The organism is Pseudomonas fluorescens, assembly GCF_004683905.1.
Lineage (GTDB): Bacteria > Pseudomonadota > Gammaproteobacteria > Pseudomonadales > Pseudomonadaceae > Aquipseudomonas > Aquipseudomonas putida_A.
In genome coordinates this window covers 3,785,761-3,807,807 of record NZ_CP038438.1, presented here as the reverse complement: position 1 = coordinate 3,807,807, position 22,047 = coordinate 3,785,761, and the positions used below count along the sequence as shown (strand labels likewise).

21 protein-coding genes and 1 pseudogene are annotated in these 22,047 nt (G+C 61.5%); 12 read left to right on the top strand and 10 right to left on the bottom strand.

Annotated features, from left to right (window positions below; translation table 11 throughout):
- Positions 1–259 precede the first annotated feature (259 nt).
- Both E4T63_RS17420 and E4T63_RS17415 read right to left on the bottom strand, forming a co-directional pair.
- Positions 260–1,561 carry an ATP-binding protein gene (locus E4T63_RS17420; protein WP_135296133.1) on the bottom strand — a complete coding sequence of 434 codons (1,302 nt, stop codon included), beginning with the start codon at positions 1,559–1,561 and terminating at the stop codon, positions 260–262.
- The gene (locus E4T63_RS17415) at positions 1,558–2,298 is read right to left on the bottom strand and encodes a response regulator (RefSeq protein ID WP_135296943.1); all 741 of its coding nucleotides are present in this window, start codon (positions 2,296–2,298) and stop codon (positions 1,558–1,560) included. Before E4T63_RS17415 ends, E4T63_RS17420 begins: the two co-directional genes overlap by 4 nt.
- A gap of 296 nt (positions 2,299–2,594) precedes the next feature.
- On the opposite strand from E4T63_RS17415, the gene E4T63_RS17410 reads away from it, so the two are divergent.
- Entirely contained in the window at positions 2,595–2,858 is a 264-nt protein-coding gene (locus E4T63_RS17410; RefSeq protein WP_135296132.1) for a DUF2790 domain-containing protein, read from the top strand.
- Between the two features lie 43 nt (positions 2,859–2,901).
- On the opposite strand, the gene E4T63_RS17405 is transcribed toward E4T63_RS17410, so the two are convergent.
- Positions 2,902–3,363 (bottom strand): GNAT family N-acetyltransferase, encoded by a 462-nt coding sequence (locus tag E4T63_RS17405; RefSeq protein ID WP_135296131.1) that lies wholly within the window; start codon positions 3,361–3,363, stop codon positions 2,902–2,904.
- Between the two features lie 228 nt (positions 3,364–3,591).
- On the opposite strand from E4T63_RS17405, the gene E4T63_RS17400 reads away from it, so the two are divergent.
- Entirely contained in the window at positions 3,592–3,864 is a 273-nt protein-coding gene (locus E4T63_RS17400; protein WP_007962415.1) for a DUF4242 domain-containing protein, read from the top strand.
- A gap of 30 nt (positions 3,865–3,894) precedes the next feature.
- Positions 3,895–4,707 carry a class I SAM-dependent methyltransferase gene (locus tag E4T63_RS17395; protein WP_098964516.1) on the top strand — a complete coding sequence of 271 codons (813 nt, stop codon included), beginning with the start codon at positions 3,895–3,897 and terminating at the stop codon, positions 4,705–4,707.
- Between the two features lie 137 nt (positions 4,708–4,844).
- Here E4T63_RS17395 and pcsA read toward each other — a convergent pair whose 3' ends face one another.
- Positions 4,845–5,567, bottom strand: coding sequence for a phosphatidylcholine synthase (gene pcsA / locus E4T63_RS17390; protein WP_135296130.1), 723 nt, complete (start codon positions 5,565–5,567; stop codon positions 4,845–4,847).
- Between the two features lie 250 nt (positions 5,568–5,817).
- On the opposite strand from pcsA, the gene E4T63_RS17385 reads away from it, so the two are divergent.
- The 4 genes from E4T63_RS17385 to ligD all read left to right on the top strand — a co-directional run bounded on the left by E4T63_RS17385 (position 5,818) and on the right by ligD (position 11,718).
- Positions 5,818–6,573, top strand: coding sequence for a tellurite resistance TerB family protein (locus tag E4T63_RS17385; protein WP_135296129.1), 756 nt, complete (start codon positions 5,818–5,820; stop codon positions 6,571–6,573).
- A gap of 165 nt (positions 6,574–6,738) precedes the next feature.
- Entirely contained in the window at positions 6,739–8,118 is a 1,380-nt protein-coding gene (locus E4T63_RS17380; protein WP_135296128.1) for an iron-containing redox enzyme family protein, read from the top strand.
- A 10-nt stretch (positions 8,119–8,128) separates the two neighbouring features.
- Positions 8,129–9,082, top strand: a complete 954-nt coding sequence (locus E4T63_RS17375; protein ID WP_135296127.1) for a methyltransferase — start codon at positions 8,129–8,131, stop codon at positions 9,080–9,082.
- Positions 9,083–9,099: 17 nt separating this feature from the next.
- The gene (gene ligD / locus E4T63_RS17370) at positions 9,100–11,718 is read left to right on the top strand and encodes a DNA ligase D (protein ID WP_135296126.1); all 2,619 of its coding nucleotides are present in this window, start codon (positions 9,100–9,102) and stop codon (positions 11,716–11,718) included.
- On the opposite strand, the gene E4T63_RS17365 is transcribed toward ligD, so the two are convergent.
- Together E4T63_RS17365 and E4T63_RS17360 are read right to left on the bottom strand one after the other, a co-directional pair.
- Complete coding sequence (locus E4T63_RS17365; RefSeq protein WP_047601787.1) at positions 11,719–12,141, bottom strand: hypothetical protein; 423 nt, start codon at positions 12,139–12,141, stop codon at positions 11,719–11,721.
- 68 nt (positions 12,142–12,209) lie between these two features.
- On the bottom strand, positions 12,210–12,524 hold the full coding sequence (locus tag E4T63_RS17360) for a DUF2388 domain-containing protein (protein WP_007962425.1): 315 nt from the start codon (positions 12,522–12,524) through the stop codon (positions 12,210–12,212).
- Between the two features lie 190 nt (positions 12,525–12,714).
- On the opposite strand from E4T63_RS17360, the pseudogene E4T63_RS28995 reads away from it, so the two are divergent.
- The 3 genes and pseudogenes from E4T63_RS28995 to mqo form a co-directional block, all read left to right on the top strand.
- A pseudogene (locus E4T63_RS28995) lies at positions 12,715–13,422 on the top strand (MCP four helix bundle domain-containing protein); the annotation flags it as partial.
- A 42-nt stretch (positions 13,423–13,464) separates the two neighbouring features.
- Positions 13,465–14,328: a methyl-accepting chemotaxis protein gene (locus E4T63_RS28990; protein WP_410477718.1), complete on the top strand. Its 864-nt coding sequence runs from the start codon at positions 13,465–13,467 to the stop codon at positions 14,326–14,328.
- 448 nt (positions 14,329–14,776) lie between these two features.
- Entirely contained in the window at positions 14,777–16,423 is a 1,647-nt protein-coding gene (mqo, locus tag E4T63_RS17350; protein ID WP_135296124.1) for a malate dehydrogenase (quinone), read from the top strand.
- Positions 16,424–16,492: 69 nt separating this feature from the next.
- Here the strand turns inward: mqo and E4T63_RS17345 are convergent, their stop codons facing one another.
- From E4T63_RS17345 to E4T63_RS17330, 3 genes are all read right to left on the bottom strand, one after another.
- Positions 16,493–16,924, bottom strand: coding sequence for a nuclear transport factor 2 family protein (locus tag E4T63_RS17345; RefSeq protein WP_135296123.1), 432 nt, complete (start codon positions 16,922–16,924; stop codon positions 16,493–16,495).
- Positions 16,925–17,526: 602 nt separating this feature from the next.
- Positions 17,527–18,393, bottom strand: coding sequence for a CAP domain-containing protein (locus E4T63_RS17335; RefSeq protein ID WP_098964501.1), 867 nt, complete (start codon positions 18,391–18,393; stop codon positions 17,527–17,529).
- A 263-nt stretch (positions 18,394–18,656) separates the two neighbouring features.
- Positions 18,657–19,430, bottom strand: coding sequence for an alpha/beta hydrolase (locus tag E4T63_RS17330; RefSeq protein ID WP_135296122.1), 774 nt, complete (start codon positions 19,428–19,430; stop codon positions 18,657–18,659).
- A gap of 112 nt (positions 19,431–19,542) precedes the next feature.
- Between E4T63_RS17330 and E4T63_RS17325 the strand changes: the two genes are divergently transcribed.
- Entirely contained in the window at positions 19,543–20,502 is a 960-nt protein-coding gene (locus E4T63_RS17325) for an aldo/keto reductase (RefSeq protein ID WP_171061868.1), read from the top strand.
- A gap of 4 nt (positions 20,503–20,506) precedes the next feature.
- Here the strand turns inward: E4T63_RS17325 and E4T63_RS17320 are convergent, their stop codons facing one another.
- Positions 20,507–21,400, bottom strand: coding sequence for a LysR family transcriptional regulator (locus tag E4T63_RS17320; protein ID WP_098964496.1), 894 nt, complete (start codon positions 21,398–21,400; stop codon positions 20,507–20,509).
- Between the two features lie 97 nt (positions 21,401–21,497).
- On the opposite strand from E4T63_RS17320, the gene E4T63_RS17315 reads away from it, so the two are divergent.
- On the top strand, positions 21,498–21,974 hold the full coding sequence (locus E4T63_RS17315; RefSeq protein WP_135296121.1) for a (R)-mandelonitrile lyase: 477 nt from the start codon (positions 21,498–21,500) through the stop codon (positions 21,972–21,974).
- Positions 21,975–22,047: the final 73 nt, after the last annotated feature.

Sequence of the window (22,047 nt, the reverse complement as noted above, 5' to 3'; positions counted from 1 at the left end):
GCATGGGCCGCTGGGCGGTGGTCACAGAAGTGGGCAGGGCACAGCTGACGTCGTCCTGCAATCCCCCTCGACTGGGTAATGAATCAGTCTAGCCGGGCTGGGGCAAGATGCAGTGTTTGTGCTCCATGCAAATTCCAATGTGGGAGCGGCGGTACGAAGATTCGACTTGCTCGCGAACGCGGTGTGTCAGTCGATGCATCAGGGGCTGATACGCCGCTTTCGCGAGCAAGCCCGCTCCCACAGGTGATTGGTGTGGGGATCAGCGCAGGGGCAATTTCAACTCCGCGCACAGGCCTCCGCCCTCGCGGTTGCTCAGGGTCAGTGATCCGCCGAGGGCCATGGCCAGTTGCTGGGCGATGGCCAGGCCCAGGCCGGTGCCGCCGGTGCTGCGGTTGCGCGAGTTTTCCACCCGGTAGAACGGCTGCATGACCTGTTGCAACTCGGCTTCGGCAATGCCTGGCCCGCGATCGAGGATTTTGATGCAAAGACCGTCGTCGATATCGACCTGCAACTGCGCGGCACCGGCAAATTTCAGTGCGTTGTCGGTCAGGTTCACCAGCACCCGACGCAGAGCCTGGGGACGGGTATCGATCACCGCCGCGCTCTTGCCGCTCAGTTGCACGTCCTGGCCCATGTCCTGATAGTCGAACACCAGGCTGTCGAGGAACGAGTCGAGATCGGTGCGCCGGTTTTCCTCGGTCGAGCCGTGGATGCTGCGGGCATACGCCACGCCCTCGCGCACCAGATGTTCCATCTCGCCGAGGTCGTTCCACAGTTTGTCTTTCTCGACCGAGTCGTCCATGAACTCTGCGCGCAATTTCATGCGGGTGATCGGGGTTTGCAGGTCATGGGAAATCGCTGCCAGCAGTTGCATGCGCTCCTTCAGATACGCGGCGATCCGCGCCTGCATCGCGTTGAAGGCCCGTGCGGCGTAGGCCACTTCGGTCGGGCCGTGTTCGTCGAGCATCACCGGGTGCGCGTTGGGGTCGAGGGATTCCACGGCATTGGCGAGGCGGGCGAGGGGGCGTATGGCAATGCGCACCGCCAGCCAGGTGCAGGCGATCAGCAGCGCCAGTTGCCCGAGCAATACCCCCGGCAGCCACGGCGACAGCGGCGGCATGGCCGGACGCACATCGATGGTCAACGGGCTGCCGTCGCTGAGGCGCAAATGGGCCTGGAAGTGTTTTTTCTCCGCGGGAAAACGGCTGAAGGACAGCGGACGGGCGCCGCCGATCGCACTGCTGATCGAGGTCGCGGCCACCGGTACCTCCTCGGCGTCGAGCGGGGCGCCGGGATCGCCGTCGTTCAACCGATAATCGTAGTTGATGCGAGCCAGTCGTGGCAGCCAGGCAGGGCGTTCCTGCGCGGGCAAGCGGTCGAGGATTGCAACCGACGTCGAAACGTCGTTTTGCATATTGCTGAGCATGGTGCTTCTGGCGCTTTGGAAACGCTCGTAATACTGCGCGCCAAACGACAGGGCCTGGGCCAGGATCAGCCCGACCAGAAAGATCAGCGACAACCGCGAAGCCAGGGTGCGTGGCCAATGCAGCTTGAGGCTCATGCCGAGGCCCCGAGGATTTCCACCGGTAGCGAAAAAACATAACCCTCGCTGCGCACGGTCTTGATGTAGGCCGGATCACGCGCATCATCAAGCAGGCGCTGGCGCAAACGGCTGACCAGCAGATCAATCGAGCGATCAAACAGATCGGCTTCGCGGCCCTGGGTCAGGTTGAGTAACTGATCACGGCTGAGCACCCGTTGTGGATGATCGAGGAACACCCGCAGCAAGCGGTATTCGGCACCACTGAGGGCTACCAGTGTGCCGTCATTGTCCAGCAGATGCCGGGCCGAGGTGTCCAGTTGCCAACGGCCGAAGGCCAGCAGGCGACCGCTTTCGGTGACCACCAGATTCGGCGGCAGCATGCGTGTGCGCCGCAGCACCGCGTTGATCCGCGCCAGCAGTTCGCGGGCGGCGAACGGCTTGGTCAGGTAATCGTCGGCGCCCATTTCCAGGCCGATGATGCGGTCGGTTTCATCGTTGCGCGCCGTGAGCATCAGCACCGGTGTGGCCCTGTGTTTGCCCACGCGCAATTCGCGGCACAGCTGCAGGCCATCGTCGCCGGGCATCATGATGTCGAGCACGATCAGGTCAACGGTGTTGGCTTCGAGAAAACTGCGCATCTGCCGACCATCGGCGACCACGGTGGTGCGCAGTCCGTTCTTCTTCAGGTAATTGCCGACCAGCTCGCGGATCTCGCGGTCGTCGTCGACGATAAGGATGTGATCGACATGTTCCATCGGTGCAGAACCTCTATCAAAGGGCAATGCCATGCAGTCTATCGAGCCTGCGCCGGCTTGCCTGCCCGGGTTTGTATTGCAGTGTATCTGGCGTAATGGCGGATACACACACATGCAAAAACGCGATTTTTTCAGGGTTTTGTATCGCTGTGTATCTCCGGGCGGTGGGGATACACAGTGATTGATAGCGGCCGTTTCCTGACACAGACGCGATACCTCACGCGCCTCAAATAGGCTCCATCGAGGCCCACACAACTTGCCTCGGCTCAACCCATACAAGCCTTGAGGAAACCATCATGACGCACAAAACCGTTGTCGCCGCCTGCCTGTTCGCCGCCCTGAACATCTGCACCCTGTCGGCCCGGGCCGAAGCCGATGGCAGCCCGCACACCTACACCTACGGCACGCACCTGGACATCCAGAAAGTGCTGTCGATGACCGAGGACAACGCGGTGACCTGCGGCATTATCGATGCGCGCATGACGTACCTGGATTCGGCCGGAAAAACCCAGGTGCTGGATTACCGCAAATTCGCCGATGGCTGCAACAACCAGAACTGAGTGCTCAGATGCATCGACAGTCACCGCCGCGCACATCAATGGCTCACAGGTCGCGCACCATGAGCCATTGCTCGTTGTCCCACGCGCGAAAGCGCTCCAGCACTGTCCAGCCGCGTTTGGCGTAGTAGTCCTGCTTGCTCTGCGTGTGTAGATAGAAACGCGCGAAGCCGCGCTGTTTCGCCGCCTGGCTGATGCCATCGATCAACCGCTCTGCCAGCCCCTGGCCACGAGCTTGCGGGCTGACAAACACGCACGCCAGCCAAGGGCCGAGATCCGGACGCAGGGCCAGATCCGCCCGGGCCAGCGCCGCACCGCCGAGCAGACGCTCGCCGTCCAGCGCAATCAGGCATGACCAGTCGCCATTGTCCTGGCCGGCAGCGAACTCGCGTTGCCATTCGGTCAAGGGTTGCTCGGCATATTCGTAGGCGAACTGGCGGTGAATCCACGCGGCGTAAGTGTCGCTGTGCTGCGGGTGATCGACGAGCCATTCAAGACGCAGGGACATGATGGAATCCATTCACGGAAGACGGGAAGGCATAAAAGCCGATTGCCCCACGCAATGGCAATCTCGGAGTGTCTCGAGGCCTTTACAAAAAACCGCCACTCATCGGCCCGGCCGTTGTTTTGCCGGCTCTTCGGACGATTGGCAGGGACGCCATCGACCCTCGGCGCGATAGTGGATGAGCAGGGCCACTGCCGACCCTGTCACTGATAAAAAGAACGCGAGGTTGCCATGCCGAAATTCGTGATTGAACGCGAGATTCCAGGGGCCGGAAAGCTGTCGCCGCAAGAACTCCAAGCCGTGTCGCAAACCTCCTGCCAGGTGTTGCGTGAACTCGGGCCACAGGTGCAGTGGCTGCAGAGTTACGTCACCGCCGACAAAATCTATTGCGTCTACATCGCCCCTGACGAAGAGCAGGTGCGCGAGCACGCCAGGCTGGGTGGATTCCCGGCCAACAGCGTGGCGCGGGTGATGACGGTCATCGACCCGACCACGGCCGAATGAAGTCCTTCTACCTGCTGCGGAGCACGATTGATGAGTACTCCCATTGATCTGACGGGTCTGAAAGAGCGCCAGAAAGTCGCCTGGGCCAGCGGCGATTACGCGGTGATCGGCACCACCTTGCAGATCGTCGGCGAAAACCTCGCCGAGGCCTGCGACCTGCACTGCGATGAGGAAGTGCTGGATGTCGCCGCCGGTAACGGTAATGCGACTCTGGCGGCGGCGCGACGTGGTTGTCAGGTGACCTCGACCGACTATGTCGCGGCGCTGCTGGAGCGCGGGCAGGATCGGGCGCGGGCCGAGCATCTTGATGTGATTTTTCAGGTCGCCGATGCCGAATCGTTGCCGTTCGCCGACGAGAGTTACGACGCGGTGCTGTCGACCTTTGGCGTGATGTTTGCCCCGGATCAGGCGACTGCCGCAGCGGAACTGGCGCGGGTCTGCCGAAGGGGCGGGCGCATTGGTTTGGCGAACTGGACGCCGGAAGGTTTCGTCGGCCAGATGTTCAAGGTGCTTGGTCGCCACGTGCCACCCCCCGCCGTGGCCCAGCCGCCGTCGAACTGGGGCACTGAAGCGTGGTTGCACAGCCACTTCAATGAGCGCGAATTTCTGCTGCAGGTCACCCGCCGCACCTTCAATTTCCGCTATCGCTCGGCGGCGCATTTCATCGACATTTTCCGTCACTGGTACGGGCCGGTACACAAGGCCTTTGCGGCATTGCCGCCGGAAAGCGGGCAGGCGCTGGAGAGTGATCTGGCGGATCTGCTGAACCGCTCGAACCGGGTGGGAGAGAAGTCGCTGGTGGTGCCGAGCGAGTATCTGGAGGTGGTCATTACCAAGCGCTGAATGTTCAGAACCATGCAAAACCCCTGTGGGAGCGGGCTTGCTCGCGAATGCGGTGGATCAGTAGACAGAATTATTGACTGGACATACGCATTCGCGAGCAAGCCCGCTCCCACAGGTTTTAGGTGTGGCGATCAGGCCTATTTCAGGTGCGGCCGATCAACCCACTCCAGCGCCGTACGCCAGATGCAGATCCCCAGAAAGTACGCCGACGCCAGCAACCACAAACCCATCACCAGCGGATTGATCACCGGGTGATTGAGCACCAGCGACAGGCTGCACAGCAGCCAGATTGCCGTCACCGCGATGTTGATCGGCATGAACCGGCGTACCCGGAACGGGTGCAGGAACTTCATGCGGGTCACGGTCAGCAGCGCCAGACCGATGATGGTCAGAAAGGTGATCCACGGCCCCGGGTCGATGATGTACAGGCACAGGGCAACCACGTTCCACGCGGCGGGGAAACCGACGAAATAGTTGTCCTTGCTCTTCATGTTGACGTTGCAGAAACAGAACAGCGACGACACCAGAATCAGCGACACGCTCAGCAGCAGGGTGTAGTCGGGCAGGGGAATGTAGCGATAGATGAACAGCGCCGGAATGAACACGTAGGTCAGGTAGTCGATCACCAGATCGAGGATCGAGCCGTCGAAACTCGGCAGCACCGACTGCACATTGACCTTACGTGCCAACGCCCCGTCGAGACCGTCGACGATCAATGCCACGCCCAGCCACATCAGGCAGTGAGTAGGCTGGTTTTCCAGCAGGGCGAGGGTCGCCAGAAAGGCTGTGACCACGCCGGTCGCGGTAAAACCATGGGCGCCCCATGCTTTGAGCCTGGCGATGTGTACGGTCGATATCACAGGGGCGTTCTCCAGAAAAATGAAGCATGCCGGGTATCACCCTTGGGCAAAGGGCGCCGGCAAACCGGGTCGGGGTTGCAGCTATCGACCGGTTTGGCCGGGATAAGGTTCACCACCTTTGAATCTTAGCTGCCCGCACAAAAAATACCTCGGCGAAATCTGCCAGCGTCAGCCAGACGGTGCTGGCGCGCCGGCGTCGGCGGTCTATTGTTGCCTGACGCATTTATTGCCAATGGCTGAGGACGAGATCATGAACACCAGCGATTTGCTCGAACAACTGCTGCGGGGCCAGGCCTCGGCGGGACAACAAGGTGCTGGTTCGGCCGGCGGTGGGCTGGGTGGGTTGGGCGGTTTGCTTGGCGGTCTGTTGGGCGGCGGCGCGAGTACAGGCGCCAGTGGCGCGCAGTCCGGTGGGCTGGGCGGTTTGGGTGGATTGCTGGGTGGTTTGCTTGGCGGCGGTGGCGGCGGTGGATTGGGCGGGGCACTCGGTGGCGGCGGTACACAAAGTCGTTCCGGCGGCACCAATTATGCGGCGCTGGCCTCATTGGGAATGATGGCGTTCCAGGCATATCAGGCCTGGCAGCGCAGTCAGGCGTCGGCGGCGCCACAACAGATCCCGCAAATGGCCAATCTGCTGGCCGGCCCCGAGATCGAGGAACACAGCCACGCGGTGCTGCGGGCGCTGATCGCGGCAGCCAAGGCTGACGGCGAGATCGACCCCCGGGAACAACAGATGATCAACAGTGAAATCAGCAAGCACACCGACGATCCGCAATTGCAGCAGTGGTTCGAAAGCGAAGTCGCCAAATCGCTGGACGCCAACGAAGTCGCCACGGCTGCAAACGGCGACCAGGCCATGGCCGCCGAGATGTATCTGGTCAGCGTGATCCTGGTGGACGACCAGCAAGACGCCGAACGCAACTACCTGGATGAACTGGCTGCCGCGCTGCAGATCGCCCCGCAGTTGCAGGTGCATCTGGAGGCTCAGGCCAAAGGTCGGGCCTGAAGCACCGTCAAAAATCGCGGTCTCGGGCAGCCCTTGCCGGGACCACGATGCTCCGTCCGTCAGGGCAATTTTCATGTCGATTGAATTTTTCTCCGTAGCGGTTGCTCTGCTGATGTAGAGGCGTGAAACAACGCCCTGACCGGCCAACCGAACGAGAACACTGACATGACTGCCCTGACCCCTTTGCAGGCGCCGAGCGCGCAGCAACAGCCCATCACTCCCGACGGCGATTTGCGGCGTATTTATGAGGCACTGCTGCTTGAGGATGCGCCTGAAACCCTCGCGCAGGATTTTCTCGCCGAGCAGTTGCAGCGCGCCACGCTGTTGCCCGAAGAACTTCCGCAGGATCCGTCGGCGTGGCAAGGCTGGGTCGCCGAGCACTGCACAGAAGTTGCCCGGCAGTACGCCGATTACCTGCAACAACGCCAGGCCGGCGGACCGCGCCAGTTCTTCAGCAACAAGGCTCACGCGTTGTACTTTCTGCAAGCCGTGGCACCGACCAAACTGGTGGATGGCGCGTGGCTGTACGGTTTGTTGTCGCAGTGGCGCGACCCGCGTTTCGACGGGTTGCTGTGTACCTATCTGGAAGAATTGGGCGACGGCAATCCGGCGCAAAACCACGTAGTGATCTACCGCAAACTGCTCGCTGAGCACGGCTTGCAGGACGCCAGCGCCATCGCCGATGAACGCTACCTGCAAGGTGCACTGCAACTGGCACTTGGCGCCTGTGGCGAAAGCTTGCTGCCGGAGGTGATCGGCTACAACCTCGGCTACGAACAACTACCGCTGCATTTGCTGATCAGTGCCTATGAACTAAGCGAGTTGGGCCTCGATCCGTACTACTTCACCCTCCACGTGACCATCGATAACGCCAGCACCGGCCACGCGCAAAAAGCCGTGCAGTCGGTGCTCGACCTGCTACCACTGGAAGCCGATCGCGGCGAATTCCTGCGCCGGGTATCGCTAGGCTATCGACTCAACGACCTGGGGCAGGGTAGCCGCGCGATCATCGAAGGTTTTGACCTGGAGCAGGAAGTGCTGGCGATGCTAGAGCGCAAACGCCCGTTCGGTCAGCACATGCATTCCGATTACTGCCGTTTCGAAGGCAAAACCGTCAATCAGTGGCTGGCCACTCCCGAACAGCTACCGGGTTTCCTGCAGGCAATGCAGGACAAAGGCTGGATCAAACGCAATGAAGATCCGCAAGCCAGCCGTTTCTGGCAGTTGATCGATGGCGACGGTGCGGCGATGTTCGGCGTGTTCAGTCCGTATGAAAAGCAACTGCTGCACGACTGGATTGCCGGCGACTGGACGTCGTCGGAGAAAAAAACGGTGCCAAGACGCAGCCGTCAGGTCGCCACCCCGGACGCCGCCGTGCCCGAACACGATCCCGATGTGCAGCGCCTGATGTCTGCCCTGCAAGGTCAGGACGGACACGCGCAAATGGCCACGCTGATCCCATGGTTGGCACCGGCCCGCCATGCCCATCCGGCGGGGCTGCTGGCGACACGTCGCTTCATCGAACTCAAATCCAGTCTGCGCTAAGGAAATCTCCATGAATCAGGAAGAACAACTGTCCGCCAATGATCTCACGCTGCTGCAACTCGGCCGGCGCTTGCAGGCCGACGGCTACCGTTTCATCACGCCAACGCCATTGACCCATCAGCGGGTCAACCAGCGTGACGAAGGGCAGGTGGCCGATACCCTGCGCGACGTCTTCGGCTGGTCGCGCCCGTTCGAACCGGGGCTGTTGTCCGCTGACGAACAGCGGCAATTGCAGGAGGCACAAGTGATTGACGTCTACGACGGCCGCTTGAAAAGCCGGGTGCGCTGGTCGAGTCTTGATGACTTGTTGTTCGTGCATTCCGGCTTTCCCACCGATGCCGCCGACTCGGTATTTTTCGGCCCGGACACTTACCGGTTTGCACAGCTGATTCACGCGCATCTGCAACAGAGCTTCGCGCCGATTCAGCGTGCGGTGGACATTGGCTGCGGCGCCGGCGTCGGCGCCATCCTGATTGCCCGCGCACGGCGAGAATCGCAGGTGCTGGCGGTCGACATCAATCCCGCCGCGCTGCGCCTGACCGCGATCAACGCAGCATTGGCCGAGGTCGCGAATGTCGAGGTGCAGGCCAGTGATGTACTGCAGGGCACCGAAGGCAACTTCGACCTGATTGTCGCCAACCCGCCGTACATGGCTGACCCGGCGGGGCGTGCTTATCGGCATGGCGGTGGCTCGCTCGGTGCGGGGTTGTCGCTGCGCATCGTCGAGCAGGCGCTCAATCGACTGGCGCCCGGTGGCTCGTTGCTGTTGTACACAGGGGTAGCGATGGTCGATGGCCGCGATCCGTTTTTCGACACCGTGGTGCCACGCCTGGACTCGACGCGATTCGGCTGGACCTATCGCGAGCTGGATCCCGACGTGTTCGGTGAAGAGTTGTTGAACCCCGGTTACCAGCGCGTAGACCGGATCGCCGTGGTCGCGCTGACCGTGACCCGCATTGGCTGACACAAGGCAGGTGCGCCATGACCAGGAACCTCGACGACTACAACCGCAAGCGCGATTTCTCGGCGACCTCGGAGCCCGCTGCCGTCAAGCGTCGTGGCCGCAGCAAGGCCACTGAGCATGCGCTGCAGTTCTGCATCCAGAAGCACGACGCTTCGCACCTGCATTACGACTTTCGCCTCGAACTCGATGGCGCACTGAAGAGCTGGGCGGTGCCCAAGGGCCCGTCGCTCGATCCCAAGGTCAAGCGTCTGGCGGTACACGTCGAAGACCATCCGCTGGATTATGCGACGTTCGAGGGCAGCATTCCCGAGGGGCATTACGGTGCAGGCGATGTAATTGTCTGGGATCGTGGTGTGTGGATTCCGCAGGAGGATCCAGCCAAGGCCTACGCCAAGGGCAAACTCAAGTTCGAGCTGCAGGGCGAAAAGCTCTCCGGGATCTGGAATCTGGTGCGCACGCACATGCCGGGCAAGAAGGAAAACTGGTTTCTGATCAAACATCAGGACAGTGCGGCGCGCCCGCAGGACGACTACGATGTGCTCAGCGCCGAGCCGGACAGCGTGCTCAGCGAGCGCACCCTGATCAGCAAACCCAAGCTCGCCGCCGAGCAAGCCAGGCCCGTGAAAAAGGCCCCGGCGAAACCGCGCAAAGCGGCATCCGGGACGCTCACCGGAGCGCGCAAGGCCAAACTGCCGGCGCAGCTCAAACCGGAACTGGCGACCCTGGTCGACAGCGCACCAGAAGGGCAGTGGAGCTACGAGATCAAGTTCGACGGCTACCGGATCATGGCGCGCATCGATCACGATCAGGTGCAACTGTTCACCCGCAACGGTCACGACTGGACGCACAAACTGCCGCAACAGGCGCAAGCACTGGCTGAGCTGGGGCTTGAATCGGCATGGCTGGACGGCGAAGTGGTGGTCACCAACGAGCAGGGTGTGCCGGATTTTCAGGCGTTGCAAAACGCCTTCGAAGCCGGGCGCAGCGGCAGCATCATGTACTACCTGTTCGACATGCCGTACCTCAACGGTGTTGACCTGCGCGAAGTGCCGGTCGAGGAGCGCCGCGCTGCGCTGTCCACGGTACTCGGTGGGCATGAGCAGCCGTTGCTGCGCTTCTCCGAAGCCTTCGATGAAACGGCGGACGCACTGCTCAACAGTGCCTGCCAGATGCAGATGGAGGGGCTGATCGGCAAACGTCTCGGCTCGCCCTACGTGTCGCGGCGCAGCAGTGACTGGATCAAGCTCAAGTGCAAGCATCGGCAGGAATTCGTGGTCGTCGGCTATACCGATCCGAAAGGCGCGCGCAGTGCCTTCGGCGCCTTGCTGCTGGGCCTGCATGATCGCGACAGTGGCGAGTTGCGCTATGCCGGCAAGGTCGGCACCGGCTTCAATGAAATTACATTGAAGAGCATCCTCGCCCAGCTCAAGCCGTTGCAGGTGAAGAAGGGTGCGGTGGTCAATCCGCCGAGCGGCTTCGAGGCCAAAGGCGTGCACTGGCTCAAACCGAATCTGTTGGCAGAAGTGGCGTTCGCCGAAATGACCAAGGACGGTTCGGTACGTCACGCCGTGTTCCATGGTCTGCGCAATGACAAACCGGCCAGGTCGATTACCGAGGAGCGCGCGAAACCCGTGAAGACTTCAGCGAAAGCCACCCCGTCGAAAAAAGCTGCCTCGTCGAAGAAAACTGCAGAATCAAAGAAAGCCACCGAGCCGAAGAAAGCCGAACCAGCGCCGTCCCAGTTGGGGCTGGCCAGCGGCAAAGTGCGCATCACCCACCCGGATCGGGTGATCGATGCGGTCAGCGGCACCACCAAGATGCAACTGGCCGAGTATTACGCCAGCGTCGCCGAGTGGATTCTGCCGCAGCTCAAGGATCGCCCGGTTGCGCTGGTGCGGGCGCCGGACGGCATTGCCGGCGAACTGTTTTTCCAGAAAAACGCCGAGCGTCTGGCGATTCCCGGCATCACCACGCTGGACAAGGACGTTACCGGGCAACCAGTGATGTTGATCAACAACGCCGAAGCCTTGATCGGCGCAGTGCAGATGAGCACGGTCGAGTTGCACACCTGGAACGCCACCACCGTCGATCTGGAAAAGCCTGACCGGTTTGTTCTCGACCTCGACCCAGACCCTGCGCTGCCGTGGAAAAGCATGGTCGAAGCCACTGCGCTGACCCTCACCGTGCTGGATGAACTGGGGCTCAGGGCGTTTCTCAAGACCAGCGGCGGCAAAGGCATTCACCTGGTGGTGCCGTTGACCCGCAAGCATGGCTGGGACGAGGTCAAGGATTTCAGCCATGCGATCGTCAGTCACATGGCCAAGCTGTTGCCGGAACGCTTTTCCGCGGTGTCCGGGCCGAAAAATCGTGTCGGTCGGATCTTCATCGACTACCTGCGTAACGGCCTGGGCGCCACCACCATTTGTGCCTACGCGGCGCGCACCCGTGAGGGACTGTCGGTGTCGGTACCGCTGTTTCGCGAAGAAGTGGGGGAGATCAAGGGTGGCAATCAGTGGAACATCAGCAATGTCCATGAGCGTCTGAACGAAGTCGGCGATGAGCCGTGGGCCGACCTGAAGAAAACCCGCCAGAGCATCACCGCAGAAATGCGCAAGCGGGTTGGCATGAAAAAATGATCAGGTATCGCGCAGCAAGTCGTGGGCGTTGAGCAGCTCGAAGGCGATTTCGGGGTGGTTGTTCAAGCCCCGACGAATCGCGGCCGGGATTGACTTGCGGGTCTTGCGGCACAGTCCCGGCAGCGCCTCGATCTGAATCTCGATGCCGAGCATGCTGCGTACCTCATGAAACCCCGGAGCGACTTCCACGCGCAGGCCCAACTGCTCGTGCATGCGCTGTTGCAGATGCCGCAAATCCGCGAGGTCCTTGAGTTGTTCCAGCCGTGCGAGGAGGATTTTTTCCTGCTCGCGGGTCAGGCGCAGAATGCGCAGATCCGTGCCCGGCGTTTCCAGCAACGCGTCGCGCCCGCAATCGCAGGCGCCGGGCGGGCAGGGTGAGCGCAAAGGCGCAGGAGGCGCAAGAGTCGTCATGGCCTCCATCATAGAGGCCGTCAGACGGTTTTGCCTATGCGCCCTCAGCTGCCGTCCATCGGCCGCTGCGTCCCTGGCAACTACTGATTCAGGCCTTCGTAATGCACCAGAATCGCGTTGGCAAGGTCTTCATCGCTGGCATTGAGGCCGGGGTTGTCGTGCCGCACCTGTTGCAGTACCGACTCAAGATAAACCCCACGGATGGCCCCGCCGCTGGCGACGAACGCTGACAGGTCGTCGCGCGCCGGGATCACCATTTTGTGATCCTTGAAGGTCGAGTACAGCGACGCGGAAACGCCCGCTGAGGTGGCGACATCGCCGGCGTCGACACGGGCCAGCGCCGAGCCGACAGGGAGGCAGAGCAGGAGAGAAGAAATGAGCACTAACTTGCGCATGACGATGTTCCTCCACAAGCGCGAAGCAAAAAGGAAGGACTACATAATCTCAGAGGTGCGACCTTTGCCGGAGTTCCGTTCGAACACACGGATACTTGCTGAAACGCTCTGAAGCGGCACATCTGCACAAATAAGCTTAACTGAAATCCTGAAAGGCGCATTCCGGCGCGCCTCAGGGGAGGAACCCACCGTGTCGATCAAATTGCGTTTGCTGCTGCTGATTGCCACCAGTCTGTTGACGGCGCTGATCGTGAGTCTGGTCAGCTATGTGGGGAATACGCGCATGTCCGCAGCGGTGAACGACAACGCGGTGAGCATGACCGCGCTGCGCAATCACATGGAAGCCGACATGATGCACGATGCGCTGCGAGCCGACGTGTATTCGGCAATGCTGGTCGGCTTGGGCAAAAGTACCGGCACAGCCGCAGAGGTGCGGGACTCGATCAACGAGCACGCCACGCATTTTCGCGAAGTGCTGGATGAAAACCTCAAATTGCCGGTCAATCCCACGATCAGGGCCGCTCTGGAACACGTCAAGCCCAGCCTGGATACCTACATTGCGGCGGCCGAGCGCATTGTCGGCCTGGCACTGGACAACCCGGACAGCGCGCAACGGGAGCTGGGCACGTTCAATGCGGCCTTCAGTCAGCTCGAAGAGCAGATGGCGGCCCTCAGCGAACTGATCGAAAGCAACACCCGTGACACCAGCCAGGCCACCGAAAGCGCCATTCGCAACGCCAACATCGCCCTCGGCGCAGTATTGCTCGCCAGTCTGCTGCTGTTATTGGCGCAAGGGCGTTGGGTGACCCGCAGCATCATGGGGCCGCTGAAATCCGCCAACCAGATCGCGCAAAGCATTGCCCACGGCAACCTCAGCGAACCGATCAGCGAGCCCACCGGCAAGGACGAGGCCAGTACGCTGATCCGCAGTCTGGCGACCATGCAGCGTGACCTGCGCAACATGATCGATGTCGTTCGGCGCAACGCCCATGGGGTCAGCGGCATGAGCGAGCAACTGAGCCACGGCTGCCATCAGGTCGCTGACAGCAGTCAGCAGCAAAGCGCCGCGGCCGGCACCATGGCCGCCGCCGCGAGCCAGATGACCGCCAGCATCGAGGAAATCACCCGTCATGCCGAACGCGCGCTGGGCATGGCCAATCAGGCCGAGTCGCTGGCCAAGAGCGGCGGACAGGTGATCCATCAGGTGGTCAGCGACATGGACGACATCGCCCGCTCGGCGCAACAGTCGGCGCAGGTGATCCGTACGCTGGATCAGGAATCCGAAGGCATCTTCAACATCATTCAGGTGATCAAGAGCATCGCCGACCAGACCAACCTGCTGGCACTCAACGCCGCCATCGAGGCAGCGCGGGCCGGCGAGCAGGGCCGTGGCTTCGCGGTAGTTGCCGACGAAGTGCGCAGCCTGGCGGCACGCACCAGCGCCTCAACCCAGGAAATCGCCGCGATGGTTGCACGGATCCAAAACAGCACCCGCGAGGCGGTCAGCAGCATGGAGGCCGGCGTGGCCCAGGTCGACAAGGGCATGGCGGTCACGGCTGAAGTCGAACGGGCGATTCGCGAAATCCTCGACGCCACCCTCAGCACCACGCAACTGGTCAACGACATCACTCGCACCATCGGCGAGCAAAGTCATGCCAGCAACGAAATCGCCCATCAGGTGGAAATGATCGCCGGGATGTCCGAGGGCAACAGTAAAGTGATCGGGCAGACGGCCAATACCACGGACGAGCTGTCGAGTCTGGCGGGGGCGTTGGCGTTGTCGGTGGATCGGTTTCGGTTGTAGCGCCGCCATCGCGAGAGCAGCCCATTCCCTGTAGGAGTGAGCCTGCTCGCGATGGAGCCAGCCCAGCCACCACAGGTTTCTGAATCATGTTCAGCCCAAACCGGCCGATAACGCCCAGAGCGGAAAAAGACTCTCAAGTCGGGAACAGACGCGCGGGTTTGCCCTGACGTGATATTCTTCGCGCCAACTTGGTTTGACCTTATTCGGTTTGCCTGCCTTTGGGGCGGGCTGACGGAATCCCTGTCGCTCAAGTAGCTGAAGCCAATAATGATAAGAAGTCAGTTCAGAAGGGACATTAACTGAGGTCGATGTGGTACGTCGGCCTTGTGTGCCCACCCGTCAAAATTGAAGTGTGCCGGAATCTGCGACGCGAGCCTGAGCGTCATCAAAGCGGATCGCATACAGATAACAGCGGCGGGCGGAAGGCGTTTTATCATAGGTGCAACGGATGTTTAAGAAAGTGAACACAGCCTTGCTCGGGCTGGCTTTGGCGATGGGGATGTCGTCCGCCAATGCTGCAGAAGCAAAGAAAGTCGACGTTCTGCTGATCGGCGGCGGCATCATGAGCACCACCCTGGGTGTGTGGATCAATGAGCTGGAGCCAAGCTGGTCGATGGAAATGGTCGAGCGCCTCGATGGCGTCGCCCTGGAAAGCTCCAACGGCTGGAACAACGCCGGTACTGGTCACTCCGCCCTGGCTGAGCTGAACTACACCCCGGAAGACGACAAAGGCAACGTGACGATCCCGAAAGCGGTCGAGATCAACGAAGCGTTCCAGGTGTCCCGTCAGTTCTGGGCCTGGCAGGTTCAGCAAGGCGTTCTGAAGAACCCTCGCTCGTTCATCAACACCACGCCGCACATGAGCTTCGTGTGGGGCGATGACAACATCAAGTTCCTGAAAAAGCGCTACGAAGCCCTGCAAGCGAGCCCGCTGTTCGCCGGCATGCAGTACTCCGAAGACCCGGCTGTGATCAAGAAATGGGTCCCGCTGATGATGGAAGGGCGTGACCCGAACCAGAAAATCGCGGCCACCTGGAGCCCGCTGGGTACCGATATGAACTTCGGCGAAATCACCCGCCAGTTCGCCGGTTACCTGCAGACCAAGCCTAACTTCGACCTGAAGCTGTCGAGTGAAGTCGAAGACATCACCAAGAACGCCGACGGCACCTGGCGCGTCAGCTACAAAAACCTGAAAGACGGCACCAAGACCGAAACCGACGCCAAGTTCGTGTTCATCGGCGCTGGTGGCGGCGCTCTGCACCTGCTGCAGAAGTCGGGCATTCCTGAAGCCAAGGAATACGCTGGCTTCCCGGTCGGCGGCTCGTTCCTGGTGACCGATAACCCGGCCATCGCCGAGCAGCACCTGGCCAAGGCCTACGGTAAAGCTTCGGTTGGCGCACCGCCGATGTCGGTTCCGCACCTGGACACCCGTGTTCTGGACGGCAAGCGCGTCATCCTGTTTGGCCCATTCGCGACCTTCAGCACCAAGTTCCTCAAAGAAGGCTCGTACCTGGACCTGCTGACCAGCACCACCACCCACAACATCTGGCCGATGACCAAGGTCGGCATCAAGGAATACCCGCTGGTCGAGTACCTGGCCGGTCAACTGATGCTGTCGGATGAAGACCGTCTGAACGCGCTGAAGGAATACTTCCCGAACGCCAAAGCCGAAGACTGGCGCCTGTGGCAAGCCGGCCAGCGCGTGCAAATCATCAAGCGTGATGAAGCCGCTGGCGGCGTGCTGAAACTGGGCACCGAAATCGTTGCTGCACAAGACGGCTCCATCGCCGGCCTGCTGGGCGCATCGCCAGGCGCGTCGACCGCTGCACCGATCATGCTGAGCGTGCTGCAGAAAGTCTTCAAAGACAAAGTCGCCACCCCTGAGTGGCAGGCCAAGCTGCACCAGATCGTTCCAAGCTACGGCACTCAGCTGAACAGCGATCCGGCCAAAGTGGCACAAGAGTGGGCGTACACCGCCAAGATCCTCGAACTGCCAACTCCACCGGTGATCGGTCAGGCTGCTGCCCCGGCTGCACCTGCAGCTGAAAAAGCTGACGCACCGAAGGAAAATGCTGCACGTGACATGGCGCTGTAACTAGACGCCAGATACGCAAAAGCCCACTGAACCGGTAACGGTCAGTGGGCTTTTTTGTGGCGCCTGATCCTACTTTGGTTTCGCGCTTGCCAGATACGCACCAAGCCGCCGCCCCATCTCTTCGCCGAGGGCCTGCAACCCGCTCAACGGCCGCACCATCACCTCGAACTCTACAATTTTCCCGCTCTCATCGAAGCGAATCATGTCGATCCCCTTCAGTTCTTTCGTCCCCACCTTGGCGCTGAACTCCAAAACCACATTCAAACCATCGGCAGTCACCAGTTCGCGGTGGTATTTGAAATCTTCAAACACGTCGAACACGGTGTTGAGGATCATCGTCACCACTGGCGCGCCGGGGTAAGGCGAGTGGGCCATGGGCGAGCGGAACACGGCATTGGCATCGAGCAGTTCGGGCAAGGCCTTGAGGTTGCCGGTGCGGATCATCTCGTGCCAGCGTTTCAGGGATTCGGCGGCGTTGGGGTGCAGGTTCAGTTCGGACATTGACCACTCCTGGGATTTTTATTGTTCTGCGCGCGACGGCAATCACTCTAGTTCAAAGCGGCGGATCACGAACCGTTGTGTGCCGATCTGAATACCAGATCATGTCCGGAGCGGATCAGATGGGCATCTGATCCGTATTTTTCTGTTGGATCTGCCTCTGTAACCGGCTCAGTCAGGCGCTCAGAATAGCCCGGCAATTCGGTCACCCGCGGCAGCCCTTCATCCCGAAGCGCCCGGTGCACCGCGAGCTCAACATTAAGGAGAGCAGCATGAACAAGATGGCGATTTTCCTGGGTGGGTTTCTGACGTTGACCATTCTGATCGGAATGCTTGCGACGATTTCTCCGGTCTGAACCCCGGTCGTTTTACACCAGACTCCAGCGCCCTTTTTGTCGAAAGGCGCAACTGTTTCTATTGCGCTGTAACTTCTCGCATCCCACCGAACTGGACTGAACCGGGAGGCGGCGCAAGCGATTGAGGTGTCCCGGCCTCTTCGCGAGCAAGCCCGCTTCCACATGGATTTGTGAACAACACAGATCCAGTGTGGGAGCGGGCTTGCTCGCGAAGGGGCCAGTAGCGTCACTGAAAAGCTCTCAAGCGAATCAAGGCGCACCAAACACCATCGTCCAGTAAACCCCCTCATCACTGCGCGCCTCACTGGCGAACCCGGCACCGACCTGAGTGAACATCGGGTTCATCAGGTTGGCACAGTGCCCGGGGCTGGCCAGCCATCCGGCCATCGCCTTGCCCGGTGAGCTCTGCCCGGCGGCGATGTTTTCGCCGATCTGCCGTCCCCGATAACCCGCCGCCCGGGCGCGATCCGCCGGCAGGTCGCCGTCCGGGTCGCGATGGGCGAAGTAGTTGCCGTAGGCCATGGCTTTGCTGTGGCCTTGTGCGGCGGCGCCCAGCGCCGGGTTCCAGCTCAGGGGGCGGGCGGCGGCAAAGCGTTGGCGCCCGCACATCCGGGGGCGTGCCCGGGCGGCGTTGACTTCGGCGAGCAGGGCCTTGCCGACGCTGCGGTTGTCGCCGACGCGACTGTCGAGCACCGGTTGCGCCAGCACCACTTGCCATTCACCACGGGAGCGGCTGACGCCGATGTCGGCGTACTGGGCGTCAAGCAGCGCGCTGCAGTGGCTGTCTTGTAACTGCTCAAAGGCTTCCTCGGCATCCCCGGCCCCAATGATGCGGATACTGCGTACCGCCACCGCCGAATACCCCGAAGACTTCAATCTTTCGCGCAAGCCACCGCCGTAGCCATAGCCGATCGGTAGCGCCAGATTCGATTTCAGCGACAGTGGCGCCAGGCGCTGGGCCGGGCGGCGGTCGCAGCGTTGCGGATGGGCGCGATAGTCGTTGATCGCGGCCACGAGTTGCCGCTCCTCGCTGGCGTGGGAGGTCTCGGTGAACAGTGGGGCAAGGATCAGCAGGCACAGCGAAACGAAGCGTGATGAGCGAACGACATGGCGCATGGGACGGCAGACTCAGGGAAAAGGACAGTGCTGAAGTGGGCAGCCGCGGAATACGGCGCCACTAGGACTGGGCTTTTTGCACTTGGTTCATGCTGGCCACCTGGCTTTTTTGTGGGGTGATTCAGGGGGGGGGCGAGCCGGACTTTGTGCTGTCTGCACTGGCGTCTTCGCGAGCAAGCTCGCTCCCACCTTGGCAATGCGTACCTCTGTGGGAGCGAGCCTGCTCGCGAAGGGGCCAGTTCAGCCAACGCAATAATCGGCTATCAGCGATCAAGCACTTCCTGCATCCACTGCAGATACTGCACCCGCTCGGAAATCGAGTTGTGCCCCGAATCCGGCACCACCCGCAGCGTCGCCACGCCTTTGGGGAAATGCGTCAGCAGCCGTTGCGTACTGTCTCGTGGAATCACTTCGTCATCGCTGGCCGCCAACAGCAACGTCGGCACGCGAATGTGCGCGGCATAGCGGCCCGACTCGAAGCGATCCTTCAGCAGCCATTTCACCGGCAGCCACGGATATTGGCGGACGGCGATGTCTTCGAGGCTGTTGTACGGCGTCACCAGAATCAATATCTCCGCCGGACGCTGACTCGCCAGCCGCGCCGCCACCCCGGAACCCAGGCTGCGCCCGATCACGGCAATCTTTGGATGGCTGGCGTACACCTGATCGAACAGCGCCAACGCATCTTCGGCAATCGCTTCTTCCGAAGGTGAGCCGCCGCTGCCACCGAAGCCCCGGTAGTTCAGCAAAAACACCGCGTAGTCGGGAAAAGCCTCACTGAACGACGGCAGATTGCGCGACACATCCTCGGCATTGCCGCCAAAGTAGATCAGCGCTTTTGGCCCGGCATGCGCGCGCGTGGTCACCCAGACATCGGCCTCCGGCATCGCCAGTTTCAGCCGCGAATCTTCCGTAGTCACGGCGTTGTCAGGCTGGGGGAAATAGATCAGCGAGCGCTGAAAAATGAACAGCGCCCCGCACAGCAACAGGTAGAGGGCGATGAGCAAGGCGACGAGTGACATCAGTTTTCTGGACATTCGACTAACTTTAACGGGGCGCGGGTGTTCGCAGTCGCAGTGTAGTCCAGCGAATCGGGCCGGCAGCCGTCGCACATAACGTGCAACAGATTCACGCAGCAGGGGAACCCGCATGAGCCACACTGAGGGTTGCTCCCGTCGCCGCTTGCTCACGCTGGCTGCCGGGGTTTCGGCGGTCCTGACCTTTGACCGGGCGTTGGCCACTGCCATCACGCCGACTGCCACTTCGCCGAGCCAGGCAGGAGACCAGACCATGCAGACCCGCGCCATCCCTTCCAGCTCCGAGCTGTTGCCCATGGTGGGCGTGGGCACTTATCGCGGCTTTGACGTTGCTCCCGGCGATCCGGCTTATAAGCTATTGCCAGCAGTGCTCGACGAGCTGTTCAAAAAGGGTGGCACGTTGATCGACAGCTCGCCGATGTATGGCCGCGCCGAGCAAACCACTGGCGAGCTGCTATCGATCCACGAACCGCGCTCGCCGGCAATTCTGGCGACCAAGGTCTGGACCCGCGGGCGCAAGGAGGGCATCGCGCAGATGGAGCAGTCCTTCCGTCTGCTGCGCACCGAACGCATCGACCTGATGCAGATCCACAATCTGCTGGACTGGCAGAGCCATCTGCCAATCCTGCGCGAATGGAAAGAACAGGGGCGCATTCGCTACATCGGCATCACCCATTACACGCCGTCGGCCTACGATGAAGTCGAAGCAGTGCTCAAGGCCGAGCAACTGGATTTTTTGCAAATCAACTACGCCCTCGATGACCGTGGCGTGGAGAAACGCATTCTGCCGCTGTGCCGTGAACGCGGGGTGGCGGTGATCTGCAATCGGCCTTTTGGCGGCGGCGGGTTGCTCGCCCGTCTCAAGGTCAAGCCGTTGCCGGCCTGGGTCTCGGACGTGCAGGTCAACAGCTGGGCACAACTGGTGCTGAAATTTTTGCTGTCGCACCCGGCGGTGACTTGCGTGATTCCCGGCACCGGCAATCCGCGCTACATGGCCGACAACGCTGGCGCCGGATTCGGGCCGATGCTCACCGATGCGCAGCGGCATCAGTTGATTGCGCTGCTGGGGTAGGCGGTCAACCGCGATACCGCAACGCCTCCACCAACAACGCGAACGCCGGCGCCGCCTGCCGTCGGCTCGGGTAGTACAGGTGGTAACCGGCAAACGTCGGGCACCAGTCTGCCAGCACTTGCACCAGACGCCCGTCGGCCAGATACGGCGCGACGATGTTTTCCGGAATGTAGCTGAGGCCGAAACCGTCGACTGCGGCGTCGAGTAGCGGGTAGACGCCATTCAGCGTGACTTGCCCGGACACTCGTACCTTGAGGCTTTCGTCACCCTTTTCGAATTCCCAGGTGTACAGCCCGCCGTTGGTGGGCAGACGCAGGTTGTTGCAGGCGTGGTCAGTCAAATCTCTTGGCGTTTGCGGGTGTGTACGGTTGGCGAAATAGGCCGGCGAGCCGACCACCGCCATGCGCATGTCCGGGCCGATGCGGGTGGCGATCATGCCTTGGGCCACGTCTTCGCCCAGCCGAATGCCGGCGTCGAAGCCTTGTCCGGCGATGTCGACGAAACCGTAATCGCAGATCACCTCGACGGCGATGTCCGGGTACTGGGGCAGGAATTCCTTGAGCACCGGGCGCAGCAGCCAGTTCAGCGAATGGTCGGTGGCGCTGATGCGGATCCGGCCGGCCGGGGTTTCGCGCAGGTTGCTCAGGGCCGCCAGTTCCTGTTCGATCTCTTCGAAGCGCGGGCCGATGGTCTGCAGTAAATGTTCGCCAGCCTCGGTGGGTGAGACGCTGCGCGTGGTGCGGGTCAGCAGGCGCAGGCCCAGACGCGCCTCAAGGGCGCGGATGGTATGGCTGAGCGCCGATTGCGAGACGCCGAGTCTGGCCGCGGCTTTGGTGAAGCTGCGCTCGCGGGCCACGGCGAGGAAGGCGAGCAGGTCACTGGCGTTTTCTCGAAGCATTGATGAGTGTCCTGCATAAGTTTTTTCGAATTCTAGTCGATTATCTGAAGAGTACGGCTCGGTAAAGTGCGGCTATTGATCACCGGAGACCATCGCCATGAACCCGATTGCCGCTTCTGCACTGACCCTGTCCTTACTGGCGGGTGAGGCCCAGGCCAACGAATCCCCGCGCGTCATTGTCACTCCCAACGGCTCGCAACCCTCGGCCCAAGGCCCGGCAGACTGGTTCACCGGCACTGTGCGTGTTGACGCGCCGTTCAAGGGCAGCGATGCCGCGCGTGTCAGCGGCGCCACGGTGACCTTCGAACCCGGCGCACGCACGGCGTGGCACAGCCATCCGTTGGGTCAGACGCTGATCGTCACCGCCGGTTCAGGTTTTGTTCAAGAGTGGGGTCAGCCGGTTCGACAGATCCGTCCCGGCGATACGGTGTGGATCGCGCCGCAGGTGAAGCACTGGCATGGCGCCGCGCCGACCACGGCGATGACGCACATTGCGATTGCCGAAGTGCTGGACGGTGAAGTGGTGGAGTGGATGGAGCAGGTGAGTGCTGAGCAGTATTTGCGATCCGAGTGACGCGGTTCCCTCACCCCAGCCCTCTCCCTGTATGTACCGGAGACATGGTGGACACATGTTCGGAGACATGGTG

Bases quoted from the DNA above. Each gene is read 5' to 3' on its own strand.
- E4T63_RS17415 (WP_135296943.1), bottom strand. From the start codon at position 2,298: ATGGAACATGTCGATCACATCCTTATCGTCGACGACGACCGCGAGATC.
- E4T63_RS17375 (WP_135296127.1), top strand. From the start codon at position 8,129: ATGAATCAGGAAGAACAACTGTCCGCCAATGATCTCACGCTGCTGCAA.
- E4T63_RS17385 (WP_135296129.1), top strand. From the start codon at position 5,818: ATGAACACCAGCGATTTGCTCGAACAACTGCTGCGGGGCCAGGCCTCG.
- E4T63_RS17345 (WP_135296123.1), bottom strand. From the start codon at position 16,924: ATGTCCGAACTGAACCTGCACCCCAACGCCGCCGAATCCCTGAAACGC.
- E4T63_RS17365 (WP_047601787.1), bottom strand. From the start codon at position 12,141: ATGATGGAGGCCATGACGACTCTTGCGCCTCCTGCGCCTTTGCGCTCA.
- E4T63_RS17420 (WP_135296133.1), bottom strand. From the start codon at position 1,561: ATGAGCCTCAAGCTGCATTGGCCACGCACCCTGGCTTCGCGGTTGTCG.
- mqo (WP_135296124.1), top strand. From the start codon at position 14,777: ATGTTTAAGAAAGTGAACACAGCCTTGCTCGGGCTGGCTTTGGCGATG.
- E4T63_RS17320 (WP_098964496.1), bottom strand. From the start codon at position 21,400: ATGCTTCGAGAAAACGCCAGTGACCTGCTCGCCTTCCTCGCCGTGGCC.
- E4T63_RS17360 (WP_007962425.1), bottom strand. From the start codon at position 12,524: ATGCGCAAGTTAGTGCTCATTTCTTCTCTCCTGCTCTGCCTCCCTGTC.
- E4T63_RS17325 (WP_171061868.1), top strand. From the start codon at position 19,543: ATGAGCCACACTGAGGGTTGCTCCCGTCGCCGCTTGCTCACGCTGGCT.
- E4T63_RS17380 (WP_135296128.1), top strand. From the start codon at position 6,739: ATGACTGCCCTGACCCCTTTGCAGGCGCCGAGCGCGCAGCAACAGCCC.
- E4T63_RS17330 (WP_135296122.1), bottom strand. From the start codon at position 19,430: ATGTCCAGAAAACTGATGTCACTCGTCGCCTTGCTCATCGCCCTCTAC.
- E4T63_RS17400 (WP_007962415.1), top strand. From the start codon at position 3,592: ATGCCGAAATTCGTGATTGAACGCGAGATTCCAGGGGCCGGAAAGCTG.
- E4T63_RS17410 (WP_135296132.1), top strand. From the start codon at position 2,595: ATGACGCACAAAACCGTTGTCGCCGCCTGCCTGTTCGCCGCCCTGAAC.
- E4T63_RS17405 (WP_135296131.1), bottom strand. From the start codon at position 3,363: ATGTCCCTGCGTCTTGAATGGCTCGTCGATCACCCGCAGCACAGCGAC.
- ligD (WP_135296126.1), top strand. From the start codon at position 9,100: ATGACCAGGAACCTCGACGACTACAACCGCAAGCGCGATTTCTCGGCG.
- E4T63_RS28990 (WP_410477718.1), top strand. From the start codon at position 13,465: ATGCAGCGTGACCTGCGCAACATGATCGATGTCGTTCGGCGCAACGCC.
- E4T63_RS17315 (WP_135296121.1), top strand. From the start codon at position 21,498: ATGAACCCGATTGCCGCTTCTGCACTGACCCTGTCCTTACTGGCGGGT.
- E4T63_RS17335 (WP_098964501.1), bottom strand. From the start codon at position 18,393: ATGCGCCATGTCGTTCGCTCATCACGCTTCGTTTCGCTGTGCCTGCTG.
- E4T63_RS17395 (WP_098964516.1), top strand. From the start codon at position 3,895: ATGAGTACTCCCATTGATCTGACGGGTCTGAAAGAGCGCCAGAAAGTC.